The 19,818-nt window shown below is 42.5% G+C and carries 15 protein-coding genes and 2 tRNA genes; 8 read left to right on the top strand and 9 right to left on the bottom strand.

The annotated features are described in order from the left end of the window. Positions 1-6 precede the first annotated feature (6 nt). Positions 7-384, bottom strand: a complete 378-nt coding sequence (locus tag V6M43_RS17990; RefSeq protein WP_332737718.1) for a DUF4258 domain-containing protein — start codon at positions 382-384, stop codon at positions 7-9. Positions 385-420: 36 nt separating this feature from the next. Between V6M43_RS17990 and mtaB the strand changes: the two genes are divergently transcribed. The 3 genes from mtaB (at position 421) to V6M43_RS17975 (ending at position 1,996) form a co-directional block, all read left to right on the top strand. Then, complete coding sequence (gene mtaB / locus V6M43_RS17985; protein ID WP_332737716.1) at positions 421-1,695, top strand: tRNA (N(6)-L-threonylcarbamoyladenosine(37)-C(2))-methylthiotransferase MtaB; 1,275 nt, start codon at positions 421-423, stop codon at positions 1,693-1,695. Positions 1,696-1,815: 120 nt separating this feature from the next. Then, positions 1,816-1,890, top strand: a tRNA-Val gene (locus tag V6M43_RS17980). Between the two features lie 31 nt (positions 1,891-1,921). After that, positions 1,922-1,996, top strand: a tRNA-Val gene (locus tag V6M43_RS17975). 34 nt (positions 1,997-2,030) lie between these two features. On the opposite strand, the gene V6M43_RS17970 is transcribed toward V6M43_RS17975, so the two are convergent. After that, positions 2,031-4,049 (bottom strand): hypothetical protein, encoded by a 2,019-nt coding sequence (locus tag V6M43_RS17970; RefSeq protein WP_332737714.1) that lies wholly within the window; start codon positions 4,047-4,049, stop codon positions 2,031-2,033. Between the two features lie 119 nt (positions 4,050-4,168). Between V6M43_RS17970 and V6M43_RS17965 the strand changes: the two genes are divergently transcribed. Next, a complete protein-coding gene (locus tag V6M43_RS17965) occupies positions 4,169-4,471 on the top strand; it encodes an ATP-dependent Clp protease adaptor ClpS (protein WP_332737712.1) in 303 nt (100 codons plus the stop codon). Beyond that, complete coding sequence (aat, locus tag V6M43_RS17960; RefSeq protein WP_332737710.1) at positions 4,471-5,118, top strand: leucyl/phenylalanyl-tRNA--protein transferase; 648 nt, start codon at positions 4,471-4,473, stop codon at positions 5,116-5,118. Before V6M43_RS17965 ends, aat begins: the two co-directional genes overlap by 1 nt. Before the next feature lie 15 nt (positions 5,119-5,133). Here aat and V6M43_RS17955 read toward each other — a convergent pair whose 3' ends face one another. Both V6M43_RS17955 and V6M43_RS17950 read right to left on the bottom strand, forming a co-directional pair. Further along, positions 5,134-5,865 carry an esterase family protein gene (locus V6M43_RS17955; protein ID WP_332737708.1) on the bottom strand — a complete coding sequence of 244 codons (732 nt, stop codon included), beginning with the start codon at positions 5,863-5,865 and terminating at the stop codon, positions 5,134-5,136. 290 nt (positions 5,866-6,155) lie between these two features. Further along, positions 6,156-7,541: an exonuclease domain-containing protein gene (locus V6M43_RS17950; protein WP_332737706.1), complete on the bottom strand. Its 1,386-nt coding sequence runs from the start codon at positions 7,539-7,541 to the stop codon at positions 6,156-6,158. Positions 7,542-7,633: 92 nt separating this feature from the next. Between V6M43_RS17950 and V6M43_RS17945 the strand changes: the two genes are divergently transcribed. After that, positions 7,634-10,306 carry a valine--tRNA ligase gene (locus tag V6M43_RS17945; protein ID WP_332737704.1) on the top strand — a complete coding sequence of 891 codons (2,673 nt, stop codon included), beginning with the start codon at positions 7,634-7,636 and terminating at the stop codon, positions 10,304-10,306. 9 nt (positions 10,307-10,315) lie between these two features. Here the strand turns inward: V6M43_RS17945 and V6M43_RS17940 are convergent, their stop codons facing one another. After that, complete coding sequence (locus tag V6M43_RS17940; protein WP_332737702.1) at positions 10,316-12,070, bottom strand: glycoside hydrolase family 9 protein; 1,755 nt, start codon at positions 12,068-12,070, stop codon at positions 10,316-10,318. Positions 12,071-12,088: 18 nt separating this feature from the next. Next, positions 12,089-14,908 (bottom strand): hypothetical protein, encoded by a 2,820-nt coding sequence (locus tag V6M43_RS17935; protein WP_332737700.1) that lies wholly within the window; start codon positions 14,906-14,908, stop codon positions 12,089-12,091. Positions 14,909-14,965: 57 nt separating this feature from the next. Here V6M43_RS17935 and V6M43_RS17930 point away from each other — a divergent pair, with 57 nt between their 5' ends. Beyond that, the gene (locus V6M43_RS17930) at positions 14,966-15,697 is read left to right on the top strand and encodes a PrsW family intramembrane metalloprotease (RefSeq protein ID WP_332737698.1); all 732 of its coding nucleotides are present in this window, start codon (positions 14,966-14,968) and stop codon (positions 15,695-15,697) included. A gap of 1 nt (position 15,698) precedes the next feature. Then, the gene (locus V6M43_RS17925; protein ID WP_332737696.1) at positions 15,699-16,199 is read left to right on the top strand and encodes a GNAT family N-acetyltransferase; all 501 of its coding nucleotides are present in this window, start codon (positions 15,699-15,701) and stop codon (positions 16,197-16,199) included. On the opposite strand, the gene V6M43_RS17920 is transcribed toward V6M43_RS17925, so the two are convergent. The 3 genes from V6M43_RS17920 to V6M43_RS17910 form a co-directional block, all read right to left on the bottom strand. Continuing rightward, positions 16,196-18,565 carry a hypothetical protein gene (locus V6M43_RS17920; RefSeq protein ID WP_332737694.1) on the bottom strand — a complete coding sequence of 790 codons (2,370 nt, stop codon included), beginning with the start codon at positions 18,563-18,565 and terminating at the stop codon, positions 16,196-16,198. The genes V6M43_RS17925 and V6M43_RS17920 overlap by 4 nt on opposite strands. Before the next feature lie 132 nt (positions 18,566-18,697). Then, on the bottom strand, positions 18,698-19,483 hold the full coding sequence (locus V6M43_RS17915) for a queuosine precursor transporter (protein WP_332737692.1): 786 nt from the start codon (positions 19,481-19,483) through the stop codon (positions 18,698-18,700). Continuing rightward, the gene (locus tag V6M43_RS17910; protein WP_332737690.1) at positions 19,480-19,779 is read right to left on the bottom strand and encodes a hypothetical protein; all 300 of its coding nucleotides are present in this window, start codon (positions 19,777-19,779) and stop codon (positions 19,480-19,482) included. Before V6M43_RS17910 ends, V6M43_RS17915 begins: the two co-directional genes overlap by 4 nt. Positions 19,780-19,818 lie beyond the last annotated feature (39 nt).

The raw sequence follows: 19,818 nt of genomic DNA, 5'->3' as shown, positions 1-19,818 counted from the left end.
AGAGTTTTATTTACAATTGCAGGTAAATTCACGATCAAGATCTATACAGGTAATTACCCGTAAAATTGATTCACATTGCGCAAATACAATTCGCACATGTTGTCCATCCTGTTTAGTATATCCTTCCAAAGCAAAGGTTGGGCATGGTTTATCATGCGGGTCAGATTTTAGTTTATTGATCTTTCCATTTGTTAGTATATCTCTTACTTCCGCTTCGGAAATTTGCCGGCAGCTCATCCGGCAGCGAGCATGACGTGTATACTGGATATTTGAATCATTTCGCCTAAATGACTCGCTGTCAATGAGTAGCGGATCATAAATATTATATATAAGCAGGCTGATGCCAATGATAATGATGGCGAGGATGGGCAGTACCTTGTTCATTCGCATAGACTCAAATCTACGTATCTTTGCCGCCCTATGGCCGAAAAAAGAACAGTAGCATTTCATACCCTGGGTTGTAAACTCAATTTTTCAGAAACCTCAGCAATTGGCAGGATGATGGAGCAGGAAGGATTTGAAAAAAAAGAGTTTGATGACCTGGCGGATGTTTATGTAATCAATACCTGTTCAGTTACTGATAATGCAGATAAGGAATGCCGCCAGATAGTTCGTAGAATTCAGCGGCGATCGCCACAAAGCATGGTTGTTATAACGGGGTGCTATGCCCAATTAAAACCCAGGGAAATAGCTGAAATTCCTGGAGTGGACCTGGTTTTGGGGGCAGCTGAGAAATTCAACATTGCTACACACCTGGCTACACTAACCAAAGGAGACAGTACGAGGATATGCAGTTGTGATATTGAAGATGTTAGTGGATTCAATGCATCATGGTCAGTTAATGACCGCACCCGTACCTTTTTAAAAGTACAGGATGGCTGTGATTACAGTTGTTCATTCTGTACCATTCCAATGGCAAGAGGAAAAAGCAGAAGCGATAGCATCCGTAATGTTTTAAATAATGCAAGAGATCTTGCCAGTAATGGTGTAAAGGAAATAGTACTTACGGGAGTAAATCTTGGTGATTTTGGTAAAGGTGCCGATGGTAATAAAAGAAACGAAGAAAGTTTTTTTGATCTGGTAAAATCACTTGATGAGGTAGAGGGTATTGAAAGGTATCGCATCTCAAGTATTGAACCCAATTTGCTGACCAATGATATCATTGCATTTGTAGCTAACAGTAGAAAGTTCATGCCGCATTTTCACATTCCGCTGCAAAGTGGAAGCAACGAGATACTTTCTTTGATGCGCAGGAGATATAAAAAAGAATTGTATGCAGACCGTGTTAAGCTGATAAAGACCCTGATGCCGCATGCATCTATCGGAGTAGATGTTATTGTGGGTTTCCCCGGTGAAACAGAGGATCTTTTTAAAGAAACATTTGATTTCCTCCATGCACTGGATGTAAGTTACCTCCATGTGTTCACTTATTCAGAGCGCGCCAATACTGTTGCGCTGGATATTAAACCCATTGTTCCCATGAATACCAGGAATGATAGGAACAAGAGTCTTCGCAACCTTGGTTATATGAAACAACAGTATTTCCAGCATCAGTTCCTTGGACAAAACAGGAAGGTATTATTTGAAGGGCATTCTAAAAATGGCATTATGGAGGGTTATACCGATAATTATATCAGGGTTGCCACCCCATATCGAAAGGAATGGGTAAATGAAATCATCGACTGGAAGCTTTGAGTTGCAGGAACTTTTTACGAAAATATTTTGTCGTGAAATTATAGCCCTTATCTTTGCAATCCCGTTACAGAAAACGGTAAGTTCTTTGTGAGGTATTGAGGTAAATCATCGATTAATTCTGGGAGCATAGCTCAGTTGGTTCAGAGCAGCTGCCTTACAAGCAGCGGGTCCGCGGTTCGAATCCGTGTGCTCCCACAGAAATGTATAAAAATTTACCTGCTTTACCGGGAGCATAGCTCAGTTGGTTCAGAGCAGCTGCCTTACAAGCAGCGGGTCCGCGGTTCGAATCCGTGTGCTCCCACAGAAAAAACCCTGCTTATTGCGGGGTTTTTTATTTATATCTCCTCAGCCCTCCGGCCACCCTTTGCTGGTAAAAGAAAGTCCTTGGGATACTTTTTAAAATATCGCCATACAAAACGGAATAGTTCCGGATAGTCACGCATTAGTAATCCCCTCGATTTGAGTGCAACAAAAAAAGCGAGGGAGAAACTGACGAAAAAATTCAAAAAGCCTATTCCTAATACACCGGCCAACACAATTAATAGGTATGTCCATTCAACTTTTTGCTCAAGGCCAAAATAGCCTATTGCAGCATTTCCCGCTGATATCGTAATGTGACGTATATCAAAAGGTATCGCAAATATTTTACCAACAGCTGATGACATACCAAGAAAGAAACCAAGCGCGATGCTACCTGTAAGCGCCCCTGAATAACGGGTCATCAGATCCACCAGCCGGTTTAATTTTTTTTCCGACATGGTATGGCTCAGCACAGGATGTTGGCGCAGCCTTTCCGGTAATTTGCCATATACCATATGATTCTCTACATAGCCTGAAATGATACCACTGGCGAATAGAAAGACTCCTGTAAAGCAAGCATATAATAATGCAAAACTCTGGTAAGGATGTTGATCCTTCAAGAGTTGCATAGCCTGGTTTCCATCAACGATCCGATAGTTGAGAAAGCGATCCATAGCCCACACAATGCCATAAGTGAGTGGGAAAACAATAACAAGATTTCCTGCAAAAGATGCAATCTGACTTCTCGAAATATTACCGATTGTGATGGCAAGATTTTTAAGATCAGGTTTTCCTTTTTGTTTTTTACTATCCAGTGAGTTGGCAACCGCCGAGGCAGTATATGCTGGCTGTTTGGTAGCCAGGGTACTATTGGTTCTATCCATTAATACAAAGCCGGCAGCGTAATTGGTACTATATGCTACTCCCGCCCAGAATGGTGCCATGGGTATTTTTGTTAGCAGGTTTTTTACAACAGCTACTACGCTTACTATAAATCCGCCACCCACCGCACTCCAGAACAATTGTTTAAATTCCGCTGAATTGGTACTTATATACTTCTCCCCTTTTTTACCCTTATGCTCTGCTATCTGGTAAGCCAATAACCCAAGATTATCAGAAAGGAATTCCCTCAGGCTGCTTTTCTTATTCTCATTAGTGATAACAGTAATAAAATAATTTATAAACCGGTCTTCATCCAATTTGTTATCACGATCAAGCACATCCGAAATCAGCAGCATCCGGTCAATCATCTGTATGATGCGGGTGGTCAGAAAAGTCTGGGAAAGACTGGTTCCATAATACATACCCTGGTCGCGGAGCCAAACAATACTTTGCCGGCAGTTATAAAGATGTTCCTGAATATTGTAAAGGATGAGCTGTGCATTTCTTGGGTCATGCTCATTTTCGAGTAACACTGTTACCAGTTTATTCTGGTCAAGAAAAGGGGCCAGCGTATCCTGATATTGACCAAACCTCTGCACCACTTCTTTTTCGAGACTTAAGGTTGCAATCCTGAATGATAAAATACGCAGTGCTTCTTTCAATTGTCCAATCAATTGGAGGTTATTCATATTGATATGAACCCTTAATAGGCGGAACAATTTTTTCCATAGTTCGCGGTCAATTGATTTTACCCAGATATGATCAGTGTGTTTGAAAAAAACCCTGCTGATAACATAGAGGAAATTGGTGGGTTCCTGTAATTCAGGAAGTATTTTGTGCTTGATCTTTCCGGTTAATTCCTGTACAAACCCCCTTGAGCTGATAAGGCCGCTTTCCAGTAGTGCAGGCAAAACCTCGCTGTTTTGAAATTGCGATCGAAGTGCTGTGCGTAATGAGACCAGACTACTGATGTCCTGCTGTAGTTGATAAAGAAGGGCTTTGAATCTAATTTCCGCCTGTTCTGTGTTACGTGGCGACGAGGGCCGGATCTGTTTGACCAATTCTATAAGATATTCAAGCCCTTTATCTGCCAGTAATATTGGCAGTACAATGCCTGGCCCCTTCTCCGAATCCACAGAATCCTGATTATTTAGCACTCTTTTATTGAACATAGTCACCATTAGATCTCCCCTGTAAAAATACATTTTCGGCACCATTGTTTTGGGAGGTTTTATATCCGGAATAGGCACTTTGAAAGGATTTTTTATTTTTGTATCAAAGTGCTTTCTACATGCTGAATTACAAAGAGGAGTTTGATCATGAACTGAAGGAGGATATTGACGTTCTCACTGAAACAGCAAATCCATACCAGCTGATCGTATGGAATGATGAAGTGAATACCTTCGAATGGGTTATTGAGACCCTGATAGAAGTATGCGGCCACAGTTCCGAACAGGCGGAACAATGTGCAATGCTTATCCATACCCAGGGAAAATATGCTGTCAAGAACGGCGACTATGACGATCTGAAACCCATGTGCGATGCCATAACAGAAAGAGGTATAGGCGCAACTATTGAAATCACCGCATCCTGATGCTATATTATCTTGATCCTGCCGATCCCTTCCCTCCTGTATCGGAAGCAGGGCCGGATGGTCTTCTTGCATTCGGTGGTGATCTTTCAACCAGCCGCCTGCTTGAGGCATACAGGAAAGGTATCTTTCCCTGGTACGATGAAGATCCGATTCTCTGGTGGTGCCCCGACCCACGTTTTGTTTTATTTCCCGATGAGTTGAAGATCTCAAAAAGTATGCGCCCTTTGCTTAATGGCCAGCGTATGAGATTCTCCATTAACAGCGCATTCCGGGAAGTAATGATTTGTTGCCAGCAGACTGGCAGACCCGGTCAAAACGGTACCTGGATTAATGAAGAAATTATAAAGTCATATACAGATTTACACCTTCTGGGATATGCGCATAGTGCAGAATGCTGGATGGACGATCAACTTGCTGGAGGCCTTTATGGAGTTCGACTTGGCAATATATTTTTTGGGGAGAGTATGTTTTCCGAAGTCAGCAATGCCAGCAAGTTTGCTTTTATCAAAATGGTGCAGCTATTGAAATCCGATGGTGTTCAATTGATCGATTGCCAGGTTTATACCGGCCATCTTGAAAGCCTGGGCGCGAGGATGATACCCAGAAATGAATTCCTGGAAATTCTGGATGCAAATGTTGGCGATTAAGGCATTATCAGATAACTAAAACCGGGTCTCCAGGTAATGTGGCAACATCTCTCTCCAGGTAGGCCAGTCATGCGTTTTATCTGATCCCCAGATATCCAGTTCATACCAGATTCCTTTATTATACAATACCCCGGCAAGTCCACGGGCAGCATGCGGATCTTCATAAGCCCCGCTTCCGCTAAGAATATGAATTGGACGGTTACTTCTCATCTGTTCGAGAACATGATGATCGTGGAGATTCGGCAGATAATGGCCGGGACTATTGAAATAAACATCATCATCTAAGTATCCATCGGTGTATTCAGTGAGATGATACACACCACTCATAGCGATAAACCCATGGATAAGGTCGGGCCGCTTGAAGAATAAATTGGCCGAATGAAGTGCCCCAAATGAGGCGCCTGAAACAACTATCGGGGTTTCATGACTTGTCATGGTACGGATAAAAGGGACCACTTCATTATAGATATAGTCATTCCATTGCTGGTGACGGATGGCCTTATGACGGGGATCCATACTCTTATTCATCCAGCTTTCATTATTAATGCTGTCAACTGAAAACACTTTTACCTTACCTGATTCTATATGAGGCCTAATGCTGTCAATTAACTGGAAACGTTCATACTCGAGGTAATCGGCCGCGGCGGTAGGAATAAGCAGAAGGGCAAACCCATAGTGTCCATAAACCGCAACCGGCATCTCCTTTTGCAGGGATGGGCTAAACCAGGATCTTAATTCTCTGTGCATAATTAGGCTGTCTTTGGCCCAAAATACAACGAAAATTGTGTAAATTGAGTCAGGAATTCAACAAAACACCTCCGTTCCACAATACCGCTGAAGAACATCGTTACCGTGTAATCATTTTTCTAACATAAAATGGTTTTCTATGAGACGTATTTTCGACTTATCACAAGCAAGTACTGGTAAATTATTCCTGATCGTTGTCGTGTTATACAGCATCATTGCTGCAATAACATGGTACGTTTGGCAATAAGGCTAAAGCCATCCGATCACTTGTTTAAACCCCTGGTTAAGCATTATTCATGCAGGTTTAACCGGGTGTAAAAATTTTTCTCTGCATGCTGGAATAGTAGCCCCCTGATATAATCATTATCAGCGGATGGAGGAATATTATGCTTCCAGCATTCTAAAGCTAACGGCATTTTAAAAGGATCCGGCAGGATCGTCATCCCGTAAAATCGACCTTTTTCCATCAGGTAAACTGCATGACCTTCATTTTCCGATGGCCTGTTTTCTATCAGTACAAAACTTGGCAGACTTAAACTGATGTGTTCAATGGAATCCAGGATTCTTTTATTATAAGATTCAGCAGACTCTGGAACAGTGCTTAAAAAATCAGGCTTATCCCCCTCCATTTCTGTATCATTCGTCACCTTGCCAGGGGCGATTTTTCCAGCCTTGATCTTTCGGATATATGCCTGCCCTTCAATAATAGCATTGAAGGTATATATGGCCGGAAGGTTTACTTTTTTTTGTTCTATTACCAACTGCAGTAAACCTCTGCTGTCTTCATAACAATAAAGACCATATTTATGATGATATTTTTTCTGACTCCTATTGTAAAGTGGCCATCGCTGCCTGATTTCCTGGCTTTCCAGAATAAGAGCCATTAGTTCTGAACTACATTCTTTATAGCTGAGATGGTAAACATTTCGCAATAATTCCTGTTTACGCTTACTACCATCATTATTAGAAAAATGGCTCCTGACCCTTTTCCGAAGGTTTATCGCCTTACCTACATATATAATCTCCTTCTTTTGGTTCTCGAAATAATAAACCCCAGGCTTTTCTGGTAATTTATCAATCTCCTCACAAGGCATATGGGGTGGTAAAAATTGCTCCGCGTTCCTTCCCTTTAACATTGCAGCAACTACAGAATTGTTATCCCCCCTGATTATTTTATTGAAAACTTCAGCAGTGGCCAATGCATCTCCTTTGGCACGATGTCTGTCTGTGATAGTCACCTCCAGCGATCGGCAAAGGTTACCAAGGCTATAACTGGCTAATCCAGGAAATATCTTTCTTGCCAGCCTTACTGTACAAAGTTTTCTTGTATTAAGAATAAACCCGCAATTGTTCAGGTGATGCTTCACAAAGGAGTAATCGAAATTTACATTATGCGCAACAAATACACGATCTTTCAGCAGCCCATAGATAGTTTCACCAATTTCTGTAAATGATGGAGCTTCAGACACCATTTCATTTGTAATACCGGTTAGGGCAACAATATATCTTGGTATTACCATGAAAGGGTTAACCAATGTATGGTAACAACCTTCAATCTCCTTTCCATCGTGTAAAACGATGGCTATTTCAGTAATGCCATTTCCGGTGGCAAAGCCGCCTGTTGTTTCAATATCTACAATTGCATACACAATGCGAATATAACTAAAGCCTCTCAAATACTAAAATTATTAGTACGGCTTAATCCTTTATTGATGCCGCTTCGTTTTCTTATTTTTGCAGCCCTAAGTAATAAGTATCATCACAAAGTATGGAACTGAGCAAGAATTTTATACCGGCAGAAATCGAAACTAAGTGGACCAGCATTTGGAAAGAGAAAGGTTATTTCAATAGCGTTCCTGATGATCGACCAGCATTCACCGTGGTGATTCCTCCCCCCAATGTTACCGGCGTGTTACATATGGGACATACCCTGAATGAAACTGTGCAGGATATTTTAGTACGAAAGGCCCGGATGAGTGGTTTTAATGCCTGCTGGGTACCAGGAAGTGATCATGCTTCCATTGCAACAGAAGCAAAAGTTGTGCAGATGCTGGAGAAAGAAAAAGGCATCAAAAAATCCGATATCAGCAGAGAAGAATTCCTACGCTATGCATTTGAATGGAAAGATAAATATGGTGGCATAATCTATAACCAGATCGAGAGACTGGGATGTAGTGTAGACTGGAACAGGGTCACCTTCACAATGGATGATCACTACTACAAAGCTGTCCTAAAAGTTTTTATTGACCTCTACCAGAAAGGCATGATCTATCGCGGGGCGAGGATGATCAATTGGGACCCGGCTGCCGGAACAGCCCTCAGTGATGAAGAGGTTGAATATAAGGATATACAAGGCAAGCTATATCATTTGCGCTACCGCCTTGAAGATGCTTCAGGCAATCCATTATCTACGTTTTCGGGGGATGGAATTGTAATTGCCACCCAAAGACCTGAAACGATTATGGGTGATACCGCCATCTGCGTAAACCCTAACGATGAGCGCTATTCGCATCTCAAAGATGCTTTCGCATATGTACCCCTTATCAATCGTAAAATTCCAATCATTTTTGATGAATATGTTGACCCGGCTTTTGGAACCGGCGCTCTTAAGGTTACTCCTGCTCATGATATAAATGACTATAACCTCGGATTGAAACACCAGCTTGATGTGGTTGATACCCTCAATGCTGATGGAACACTTAGTGAGGCAGCACAGATATATATTGGCGTAGACAGGTTCAAGGCCCGCAAGCAAATCATAGCAGAGCTTAAAGAGCAAGGCTTTTTGGTAAAGGAGGAAGATTATTCATCCCGTTTGGGTTATAGCCAGCGTACAGGAGTGGTGGTAGAGCCACGGATCTCAACCCAGTGGTTTCTCAAGATGAAAGAGATGGCTGGTCCCGCTCTAGATGCAGTGGTAAACGGCGATATCAGGATTCACCCGGGAGACAAGTTCCTCGCAACCTATCGCTATTGGCTGGAGAATGTTAAAGACTGGTGTATCAGCCGGCAGTTATGGTGGGGTCAACAAATTCCTGCCTGGTATACCCCTGATGGAACTTGCGTTGTTGCTGCCACACGCGGTGATGCATACACTCAATTACAGCAAATGGGACTGGGTGAAGTAAGTGTTGATGAACTCCGCCAGGATGAAGATGTTCTGGATACCTGGTTTTCTTCCTGGCTATGGCCTATGGAAGTATTCAAAGGAATCACCAGCCCGGGTAATCCTGAAGTAAAATATTATTATCCAACCTCAGTACTTGTTACCGGCCAGGATATTATCTTTTTCTGGGTAGCCAGGATGGTAATGGCGGGAATGGAATATGAGAAAAATATTCCTTTCCATGATGTGTATTTCACTGGTATGGTTCGCGATAAACAGGGAAGGAAAATGAGCAAGAGCCTTGGCAATTCGCCTGACCTGCTTGATCTCATAGATAAATATGGTGCTGATGCTGTAAGATTCGGCATCATGATCTCCTCTCCTGCCGGTAACGACCTCCTCTTTGATGAATCTGCTCTTGACCAGGGCCGAAGCTTCAACAATAAAATGTGGAATGCATTGAAGCTTGTTAATATGTGGAAGGACAAACCATTGCATAATCTGGAACTTAACAGTGCCGAACTGAAAGCAATTAACTGGCCAAATGAGTGGATGCAAAACAGGATCAGCGAAGCCCGCGCAGAAGTTGATAAACTGATGAAGCAGTTCAGACTTAGCGAAGCTTTAAAAACAATCTATTCACTGATATGGGATGATTTCTGTAGTTGGTATCTTGAACTGATCAAGCCAGGCTTTGATGAACCGGTAAATGCCTTCCACCTGAAAGCTGCAATAGGCTTCTACGAGGATCTGCTCCAGATGCTGCATCCTTTTATGCCCTTTATTACGGAAGAGATATATTCACTGCTTGAGGGACGAACTGAAAATGATAAACTATGTATCCGCCAATTCAGCCCACTCACCCCTTCTCAAGAATTAATTCTGAATGAAGGAAAGTTATTGAAAGAAGTAATTACCGGTATCCGCGACGCAAGAAATAAAGCCCAGATCAAACCAAAAGAACAAGTAAAGGTTCATATCATTACTCAAAACAAAGAAGTATACAATACCATTAATGTTTTGGTGGCAAAACAGATCAATGCGGGTAATATTTCATTTGTTCAGGCTGCTGTTGCCAACACCATCTGTACTGTTATTGGCCACGACCAATTTTATATTGAAACAGAACAGCCTGTTAATTCTGGGAGCCAGAAAGAAGATCTTCTCAAAGAACTGGAATACCTGAAAGGATTTCTGGTTAGTGTGGAAAGGAAATTGAGCAACGAACGTTTTGTACAGAATGCAAAAACGGAAGTTGTGGAAATGGAGCAAAGAAAAAAAGAAGATGCCATCAATAAGATCAGGGTTATAGAAGAAAGTCTTTCCAACTTCTGATTCATTATCTCAATCCTCTTCCAGAGACGCCAGGAGGTATATTAATGTTGCTGTTCCATCCATCGTGGGTTCATTGGTAGAATAATCACCATAATCATCATGGTAAACTACCAGTGCACTCTGGAATCTGGCATATTCATCCGGATCGTTTAGTGTTATACCAATAAGGTTGTTATATATGCTTGCATATACAGGCCCATCCACCAACCCGCCATTAATGGGGTAATTTTTCAAGTGTGTGAATGCCGAATGGGGATCAATGGGAGTATCGCCCCAGGAGGGTAGTCCATACACCATGGATGTGCCCCATGGATTGCAGCCGAAGAGCCAGTCGATATTCGCTTGCTCCAGGGCTTCGAATTGCCGGTCATTGGTGAGCTTACGATACCAACCACATTGAATTGCAAAAGAAGTTGTAAGATTATTACTGCACCAAATAAAAGGAATTCCCCTATAAAAGGCATTCTGTAATCCTTTCTCATAAACTTTTTGGATCCCCGCCTTGTAATATCCCAAAAGGGTATCGCGACGCAGATCTGAAATTCGTTTAGCCAGTTCATAATGCCCCAGATTGATGAAGGGATACCACTGGTAATGTTTTGCAGTGTCTGACCCTAACCATGGTGTTAGTGGTTCCTGCCCCGCATACTGGTATGCTTCATTTAGTCTGTTTATAGAAGTGGAAGCGAGTTCCATATCATCCACCCAATTCTCTTCGGCATATATATAGGGTGCTTTTACAGATACAGTTTGCGTAACACCAGGTTTGATGTTCGCATAGTGGTAGGCAGATAAAGATTTTTCTTCCAACAACTTACTGTATCCATTATCAATAGATGAGTAGATTGATGCCCCCAACGCAAAGGCACTTGAAAATTTTGCGGCTGTAGAAGAAGTGCCGGTAGTATTGTTTTTCCCCTTACCCCGTTGTTGAGGTTTTCCATCAATAAAATAAACTGGTCTTTCATGCCCCCGTCCATACATGCTGTCCAACTTTGGAATACGCATTGAAATATGATCACGGTCATCTGCGATCTGGTTGAACATCCAGTTTTTCTGCGGATGCATTTTTAGAAGCCAGTCTAGTCCCCATTTTGCTTCATCCAATACATCTTTTGTCCCATTCTGGCCTTCCGTTCCATTGGATAATTTTTCGTCTCTGAACGCGGCAGGAAAGTCCCGGTAAGCCATCAGCAAATGATAAGTAGCATTAGCAGATGTGGTTGAGTACTGTAGATAATCACTTGCATCATGCCATCCACCCACCACATCAACATAAGTGCTGTCTGGCATGGGTCCATTTAGCGTATATCCATCCCTGGTATGACAACTATCCTTAAGGAAGGGATTGAAGCCAGTGCGTTGCTGCCGCATATATTGTAAACAGAAATTGGCAGTTCCGGAATATACATTCTTGCCTATCCTGAAATGAGGAGATACTGCCTTGCCGGAGCGGAGGTAATAATCGCCCGACTTATTAAAAGTAGAAAAATCAAGTCTGTATGTTGATTCAAATGGTCCATAGGCTCCAAAATCTTTTCCGGCGCCGGCGCTGTACACTACCTTTCCTGTTGACACATCTACAAGTTCGAATTTTCTTACCCTTTTCTTATTGAGTGCACACCATACCGCCACTTTTATACCCTCATTCCTGTAACCGAGTTGGTTTATTCTTATCCAGCTTTGGAACTCTGTTTCATTTTTTGTGAAGGCCACAAGTCCAACAAAGAAAAAGAATAGCAGGAAACGCAATATCTTTTTCATAACTATTAATTAGATGTATTAAAAGATAAGCTCTTTTTTCCTGTTTACTGTTTGTGGAATAAGGTCTAACGGTAATATGAATTGCCAGCTATTGCTGCCTGGTCCATTAAACAGGTCAGGATCCAGTAATCTGGAATAGCGTATCCCAAAACTTACGGGCAACTGGTTCCACCACTTTGTGTCAAAGAACAATTCACTGCCGAATGATCGAAATTCAACCCTGTTTCCCGTTTGCAGGAGAGAAAGATCCCTTGCATAAGCATGGTCATAAAAGAAATTATTTCTTACCCTTAGCAGGTACACTATTTGCGCTATTCCCTTATCGGGATATAACAATGGCAATTGATAATTGATGCCCCATTTTACTATCCGATAAAGATTTTCAGACTCATATCCTCTTGCGAACGGGAAGTTATCACTGAAGCGTATCCCCCTTGCACTATCACGCTGCTGTGCTGCCAGATTCAGGACCAGGCTGTGGTTGGTCGATAATCCCGGCAGGTAAACACTAGCAGCTGCCAATGCCTGCCATGAATCATATTGCGTAACGGTATGTCTGAATTGACCACGTAAAGACAAGGCTAACCGCGGATTAAATTGTTGAACAGCCTGGCGACTCTGGATTGTATAACGAACCTGGTGATTTAAATATAGATAGGAAAGATCCCCCAATTGACTTTTTTCAGGCTCTGTGAAAAATGGTTTATTATATACAAATGCTGATTGTGCAGTGAAAAAACTCAGCTGCCTTCCTTTGCTTAGGTTTAAAGGAATACTGGCACTGATATTGCCTTCCAGTTCATGCCAGTTAATTGTTCTTTCCTCAAATCTTGCCTTACGGTCAAGGGTAAAATCTATCCCGCCTCCTATCATTGGAAACCATCCGCCATATATACCGGAAAAGCTAATCTGCTTTGACCTTTCATTACGGTTATACATGAAAGTTAGCTGACTTTGCATGGTATTCAGCAGGTTCTGGCCCAGCAAAGAAAAACTGAATTCCGGATCCTCGAAAAAAGGCTGCCAGCTATGAAAATTGAAAAGTCCACTGGATTTTCTATAGCTACCCGATTGTTCTTTTTTACTTGCAGGTATTACTGCCACGGAAGAATCTGATGCCTTAAGTGCAGCTAATCCGAAATTGCCAGGCACCTCGAGCCGGGAATTCAGAAAGGTTTTCTCACTGATCTTTTCAAACTGAAGTTTATATCCCCGTGCGGTAAACCTGCTGAAAGCAACGCTGTCTCCCATTCCAAATGGCTGGTAAATTCCGGTTTTGCCTAAGGCATCCGGAATCACAAGTTTCTCCAGGCTTTTGGTTTGCGGGTTAAGCAACATCAGTTCATCACGCTCTTTGCCACTGGTGGAAAAGAATATTGTATCGCCCTTTAACCGGGGGTATGCGATTATGGTATTTGTCCAGTTTGTCAGCGTTTCCATCTCCCCACTCTGCATCATGAAGACAAGTGCCATATCCCCGTTTGTTTTCTTTGCCACTGCAAGGATCTTTCCATTATAAAACTGGGGAAAGGCCAGCAGGACACCCGGGGGCGACTTTATTTCTTTCAGGATAGCACCCCCAAGATCAAGCAGGTGGATTGCATGTTCTCCATCCGCACCCAAATGCAGGGCTGAAATACTATCACCCCTTACTGAAAGCGAAGGCATAAAATATTTACTTCCCCTTGTAATGCTTTCCTGTTGACCGGTTTCAATATCCAGCAGCTGCAGTTCACCATAGTCCTGCCAACCCCATCTGATATTAGGGCGATAAGCAGCATATATTATCTTTCCATTGGAATAGCTGAAATAATTATCGAGCGAGCGATCACGCTGACGAATAACTCTATCTCCCTTTTTTGTGCGATGAACAAAAATCGGCAACTCCTTATAGGTTGAACGAATAAAAAGCAACTCACCGTTCTCCATAAATACGGGATTCTCTTCATTCCTTACAGGTTCCCGATCTATAGCTACTTTAGTAGTTGGCTCCGTTAAAGCATTTCGCCTCTCTGAAAAGGCTTCCTGAAGGAATTGCCTGTATCTTAGTGATGTGTGCTTTTTTATACTTCGTTGAAAAGGATAAAATAATCCTTTCATAGCCGCAGCATCCTCTGAAATATTTTTCCAGAAACTTGTTCCATAACGGTTATGGCCATAGGCAATAAGTAAATAACCAAGTTGATAATGGTCAGGGATGTAATGTTTATACGACCCATTTCTCAATTTCATGTAGGAGTAATCCAGCCCAGCCTCCCATATGGATCTATATCCATTGAAGAATGTTGGAAGTCTGCCTCTTCCCTGTTTACTCAGGATGGTTTCCTGGTAAACAGCATCACCTTCAAAGAACCAGTCAGGTACAGTTAGTGCATTGGCCAATGCCTGCCCCTGTTCTCCAAGCACAAAACGAAAAGCCTTTGCCAGTCCACGGTTAAAATTGCTGTATTGCTGGATATGCCTCAATTCATGAAGGGTTAACGTTGTTAACCAATCACCATTTCCCAGGTCAAATCCATTCAGGGGCGGTGTAAGCAGGAGTTCGCTACGGTAGGGTGCCAGTGCAACATAGCCATTGGAGATGGTTGAATGCTGCTGCAAAATTATGGATAATGGTTTAAATTTTCTGCCAATACTGTTGTCTGGAAATGATATTGTATACGAGACGATGTCTGCCACCCTGGATGCACTGCTGTCAAGGCCTTGCGGAAAAATAACCCTAACCCTGGGGGCACGGATCTGCTTCCATTCCTGGCTTGAGGGGATGCCTCCAAATTCCTGTGATCGGACAGTTATAGCCAATAATAGGCAACAAAAAAAAATCTGAGCTTTTCTCATGGAGGCCAATTCTGACTCAATATTAATTCACTAATTTCAGCGCAACAAACCTGATATATGGAATTGCTGGCTTTGGCCCTGGCACCCGGGATCGCAATCATGTGGTTCATTTATTCAAAAGACAGGTATGAACGCGAACCGCTGAAGGCACTGGTTAACTCTTTTTTCCTCGGGATGCTGGGAATACTACCCGCAATCCTGCTGCAACTTGGAGGCATTAAACTTTTAAAACTAATGATGCCAGCCAATGGATGGACCTACTATATTCTCTTGGCTTTTATCGTGGTTGCACTAACCGAAGAGTTGACCAAATTCATAATGCTCCGCACCTATGCTTTTCCCCGTCAATTCTTTAATGAACCGTTTGATGGAATTATTTATGGTGTGATGGTTGCTATGGGTTTTGCAACACTTGAAAATATTGGATATGTAATGGAGCATGGATTTGAAACAGGTATCCTGAGGATGTTCCTTTCAGTTCCGGCTCATGCCACTTTTGGGATATTGATGGGTTATTATGTGGGACTTGCCAAATTCACCCATAACCGTCAATCCAAACAATTAATGGTAAGGGGACTATTGCTTGCTATATTCTTTCATGGTCTATACGATCTGTTTTTGTTTGTGCAGGTTGATGAGGTCATTACGCAAAGAGTGTCATCGGGTTTTCTTTTTGGCAGCGCAGTACTCTCCTTCCTTGTTGCTGTCCGGTTGAGTTGGCAGGCAATCCAGATGCACCAGGCTCTTTCAAAAAGCACTTTCCATAACCCTGATAAATCCGTTAGATAAAATGAGTGAAGCATTAGTCATAAGAAGCGCCGATCAGGATGATATTCCAACGATCGGATTTCTAGCCCACCAGATATGGCCTGAAGCATATAAAAACATTCTTTCCAAAGACCAGATGGATTATATGCTCGGCCTTAATTATAGCCCTGATGCATTGGAAGACCAGATCATCAATAAAGAGCATAGGTTTATTATCGCTGAAATAGAATTGGAGGAAGTGGGCTTCGCCTCCTTTGGACCAATCACCGATTCCATCTGGAAGTTGCACAAACTTTATGTACTGCCTGATGTTCATGGCAAAGGCGTGGGCCGCGCATTGCTGGATATGGTAGAAGAAGAAGTGCGCACCCATAATGGCGCGCACCTTATTTTAAATGTCAATAAATTTAATAAAGCCAGGTTCTTCTATGAAGCCATGGGCTTCCGGATAGAAAAAGAAGAGGTAAACGATATCGGCCTTGGCTATGTGATGGACGATTACGTTATGGGAAAGGATGTTTAATTTTTGTTCCTTTCCGGACGTCTTGTTGAACCACCCTGATTACTGTTGGCCGACTCCCTTGATGGTGGAGGAGCCGCAGGCCTTGTGATCTGGGAACGCTCAATTCTGGGTGATGGTGATTCACTTCTTTCATTCCTCGCCCGGTTCTCAACACCAGCAGGCCTTGATGGTGCTCCTGAAGGAGCTGGTTGCCTTGTTATTACCCTGCGTTCCATTTCCTGGTTACGCTGGTTATAATCCTGACGTCGATTTTCCTGTTGCGGCTGTGAACCCGGACGATATTGTCTATCGGGCCTGATTTCACGGTTATTATTCTCCACCCTAACATCCCGCTGGTTGTTTGCATCAGGGATGCTTTCTCTAACCCTTCTACTTACATCAGATTGACGATCGCCGCGATTTGTATTCCGGTCAACACCCAATCCGTCATTGCGATTATTATAACCATTGCTGTTATTATATCGACCATCATAATTGCCTGTATATTGTCTCCTGTCAGGATTTTGAACAGGCCTTGAAATATTTGCAGGGCGCCTGTTGTCAACAGTTACAACATCCCTGCGCTGGTGATAAATATTGTTGTGATAGTAGTTATTACTACGTCTGCCACCATAATAATTATAGTAGTTGTAGTTGTTCACATAAAAATGATTTCCACTATATCCGTAATATCCGTTGTTGCGGTAAAAAGGACTGCAGTATGATGGGCGGTACATTGATGGTCCCCACCATCCTCCACCCCAATATCCCCATGGATTATAATTATATCCAACATTGAACCAGCCGGGGTTATAACCAAGTCCGATGGTCCAGCCCATCCATGGTGTGTAATGCATATTGAATCCCCATGTATAAGGCCTTGCAAAATACCTGCGGCGGTGCCATGGTCGGTAATAATAACCTGTTCCATATACTACAGTAGGCCCATAAACATAATTGTTCAGGTAGCCTGGTGTATATCCCATATATACATAATCGGGAGTTGTTTCATAGATATAAACATACTTCACATTATATACCGGATATGATGGTGGAATCAGATCCACTTCATCGGGCCTGGTATTACTGACAGCCCATGGACCAGATGGATAATTTGAACGGAACCATACACCGTTCTCAACCAGGTAATAATCATTCCTGTATTTGATAACTGTGGCTGAACTATTAATGGCATAAGACATTTTTGTACCACTGATTCGCTCAAACTCAGGATCGCCATCATAGCTTACCGAGGCTGTTGCTTTGTTTCGGTCAACCCTTGCCGTTAATGGTAGCTGGGCATCCATAAGTGCATTCTTCGCTGCTGGAGTACCTGCAACACTTGCCAGAACATTATCCTTTTCAGTACCAGCAGGTATCCTTGAAAAATCTTCCGGAAGTTGATCAGCATTAATAAAAGACCACTCGCTTTTCAGGGAAGGGGAACGATACCAACGGCCAGACAGTAATACATAATACTGTTGGGAAGCAATGTCCATGAAAATATCATTAGGAGAATTGCTCACATATAACAAACCAGTATTGCTGATGGGTGTAAAATCTGCTTCACCTTCTGATTGGATAAGCTCTGCCGGTTCGGTACTTACAATAACTGCCCTGTTTATATTAGCATTATCGAAATCTGATTCAAATTCCTTTTCAGTATTCTCCCCCTTCTTTACTGCTTTTTCAACTGAAGCCAGATTGGCGGGTGGATACCCGGTATAATTGAATGGTCCTTTTGCCGACTGGCTCTTATACCAACGATTGCCACCATAGAGGTAAAAATTACCGTCATTGTTCTTTACGATTGTATTCGGTGAATTCACAACGGCTTCCATCCCCCACTCCTGGTTTTTTTGCAAAACCGGTTCTCCATCAATGACCACTAATAAAGATGGTGTGGTTGTATAAATAACTTTCGGGGCTTTATTTGAAAAGGAAGCATCAAGTTGTTGCTTTTCTTTATTTCTTGAAAGTGCATTTTCGAGGTATGTGCTTGAAATGATCGCCTTCCTTGCAGGAACGCCAGATTCAAGCTCCACCTCTATTTCCCTGGTTGTTTCCTCGGTAATTGAAGCAGGAAACCTTATGTCGGTTATTGATAATGACTCAAGTGAGATATTTCCGCTGGACTGCTCGGACCTTGTTTGTGAATTTGCCCAAAGGGTTCCAAAAACAGGTTCAGTCTCGCCTTTTTTTATAAGGGAGATGGCCGACCTGAATACAAGGCGGGATTGTTCGTACGATTCGGGTTGGGGCTCATATAGCTTTACCATGTCACCATTGCGCAGGGTAAGCTTAACTGGCCATGATTGTGCTAACCCCACGAGGGAGAGCAGGCTGGCAACAAGTAATAAACCAACGCGTGTAAAGCTCTTTGACATAGCTGTAGGATTTATATTGTTTGATTTCATCGTTAAATTAGGCTAGCTTCTGATAATTAAGACCCTTATAAATGTTAAGGTTTTACACTTAGGAGCCTGCAAAGGCTTCCAGGTTTAATGAGAACCCATGGTTTAACTTTGTTTTTGCAGTTCAAGGGCCGCTGCCTTCATTTCGGCCGCCTGTTTTTTACCCAGATACCGCTCAATCAAACCATGGATCAGGTAAATAAGTGGCGTACATAAAATGGCTATGGTAAACTTATAGGTATAGCCAACCATGGCGATTGCGGTTACCCTTGGAAAAGAAAATCCCAATGCAAAATAGAGATAGATATAGGACACAACAATGGTATCTACCATTTGGCTGAACAAGGTGGAAACAGTTGCTCTCATCCAGATCCTCTTCTCCCCTGTGAGCTTTTTGATTTTTCTGAATACAGTAGCATCTGTTAACTGACCTACCATAAAGGCTGTGAGGGATGCCAGGATAATACTCATTCCCTGTCCCAATATCTGGCTATAAGCTGCCTGCATATCTGGAACACCATTCTCTTGTTGTGACACCTGCCACCAACCGGCGGGTACTGTATGGATCGCAAAATAAAACAGGAAAAAAGCAAATGCAATTAAACCTGCAGTAAGAAATGAAAGGAAGCGCACCCCACGGATACCATAATATTCATTGATGATATCGGTCATGATGAAAACAATTGGCCAGGGTAAAACGCCTACCGACAAGTCATAAGACAAACCTGATTCACCCAATAATGTAAAGCTCGCTTTCTCAATGCCAATGGTAGGTTCAAGTGAAAAAATCTTCACCCCTATAACTTCTGCAATAATGGCATTTGCGATAAAGAAGCCTCCGAGTATGATAAAAAGCCTGCTGGGTTTGTCGCGGATGATATTATGTATCATGAGTTGGTATTGCCTAAAGATAGGATACCCGTTAGTAAAAGAAAAACCTGCAGCAATAAGAAACCGGCATTCAACAGTGGAATGGTTTTATGGAACTGCTTCATGCCTTTACGCTGCCAGTATAAATTAGCCAGCAGTACAAAAACATTAAACAGGGGTGATAATACCAGTCCGCCGATCAGTAATGCTGATTGAAAAGCAGTCCCCGGCAGGAAGGGATAGTACCGCATAACCATGGCCAGCAGGAAAGCGATGTTGGTAATAAATGCAAGTTTATTGAATTGGGAAATTGACATGGTTATACAAATTCGCCGGCAATGTATAAAATTGCCCCT

This window comes from Flavihumibacter sp., from assembly GCF_036676075.1.
GTDB lineage: Bacteria > Bacteroidota > Bacteroidia > Chitinophagales > Chitinophagaceae > Flavihumibacter.
Note: the sequence above shows the minus strand (reverse complement) of the source record. Positions and strands in the feature narration are given on the sequence as shown.

Excerpts from the sequence above, each read along its gene's own strand:
- V6M43_RS17990 (WP_332737718.1), bottom strand. The coding sequence starts at position 384 with ATGAACAAGGTACTGCCCATCCTCGCCATCATTATCATTGGCATCAGC.
- mtaB (WP_332737716.1), top strand. The coding sequence starts at position 421 with ATGGCCGAAAAAAGAACAGTAGCATTTCATACCCTGGGTTGTAAACTC.
- V6M43_RS17970 (WP_332737714.1), bottom strand. The coding sequence starts at position 4,049 with ATGTTCAATAAAAGAGTGCTAAATAATCAGGATTCTGTGGATTCGGAG.
- V6M43_RS17965 (WP_332737712.1), top strand. The coding sequence starts at position 4,169 with ATGCTGAATTACAAAGAGGAGTTTGATCATGAACTGAAGGAGGATATT.
- aat (WP_332737710.1), top strand. The coding sequence starts at position 4,471 with ATGCTATATTATCTTGATCCTGCCGATCCCTTCCCTCCTGTATCGGAA.
- V6M43_RS17955 (WP_332737708.1), bottom strand. The coding sequence starts at position 5,865 with ATGCACAGAGAATTAAGATCCTGGTTTAGCCCATCCCTGCAAAAGGAG.
- V6M43_RS17945 (WP_332737704.1), top strand. The coding sequence starts at position 7,634 with ATGGAACTGAGCAAGAATTTTATACCGGCAGAAATCGAAACTAAGTGG.
- V6M43_RS17940 (WP_332737702.1), bottom strand. The coding sequence starts at position 12,070 with ATGAAAAAGATATTGCGTTTCCTGCTATTCTTTTTCTTTGTTGGACTT.
- V6M43_RS17935 (WP_332737700.1), bottom strand. The coding sequence starts at position 14,908 with ATGAGAAAAGCTCAGATTTTTTTTTGTTGCCTATTATTGGCTATAACT.
- V6M43_RS17930 (WP_332737698.1), top strand. The coding sequence starts at position 14,966 with ATGGAATTGCTGGCTTTGGCCCTGGCACCCGGGATCGCAATCATGTGG.
- V6M43_RS17925 (WP_332737696.1), top strand. The coding sequence starts at position 15,699 with ATGAGTGAAGCATTAGTCATAAGAAGCGCCGATCAGGATGATATTCCA.
- V6M43_RS17920 (WP_332737694.1), bottom strand. The coding sequence starts at position 18,565 with ATGTCAAAGAGCTTTACACGCGTTGGTTTATTACTTGTTGCCAGCCTG.
- V6M43_RS17915 (WP_332737692.1), bottom strand. The coding sequence starts at position 19,483 with ATGATACATAATATCATCCGCGACAAACCCAGCAGGCTTTTTATCATA.
- V6M43_RS17910 (WP_332737690.1), bottom strand. The coding sequence starts at position 19,779 with ATGTCAATTTCCCAATTCAATAAACTTGCATTTATTACCAACATCGCT.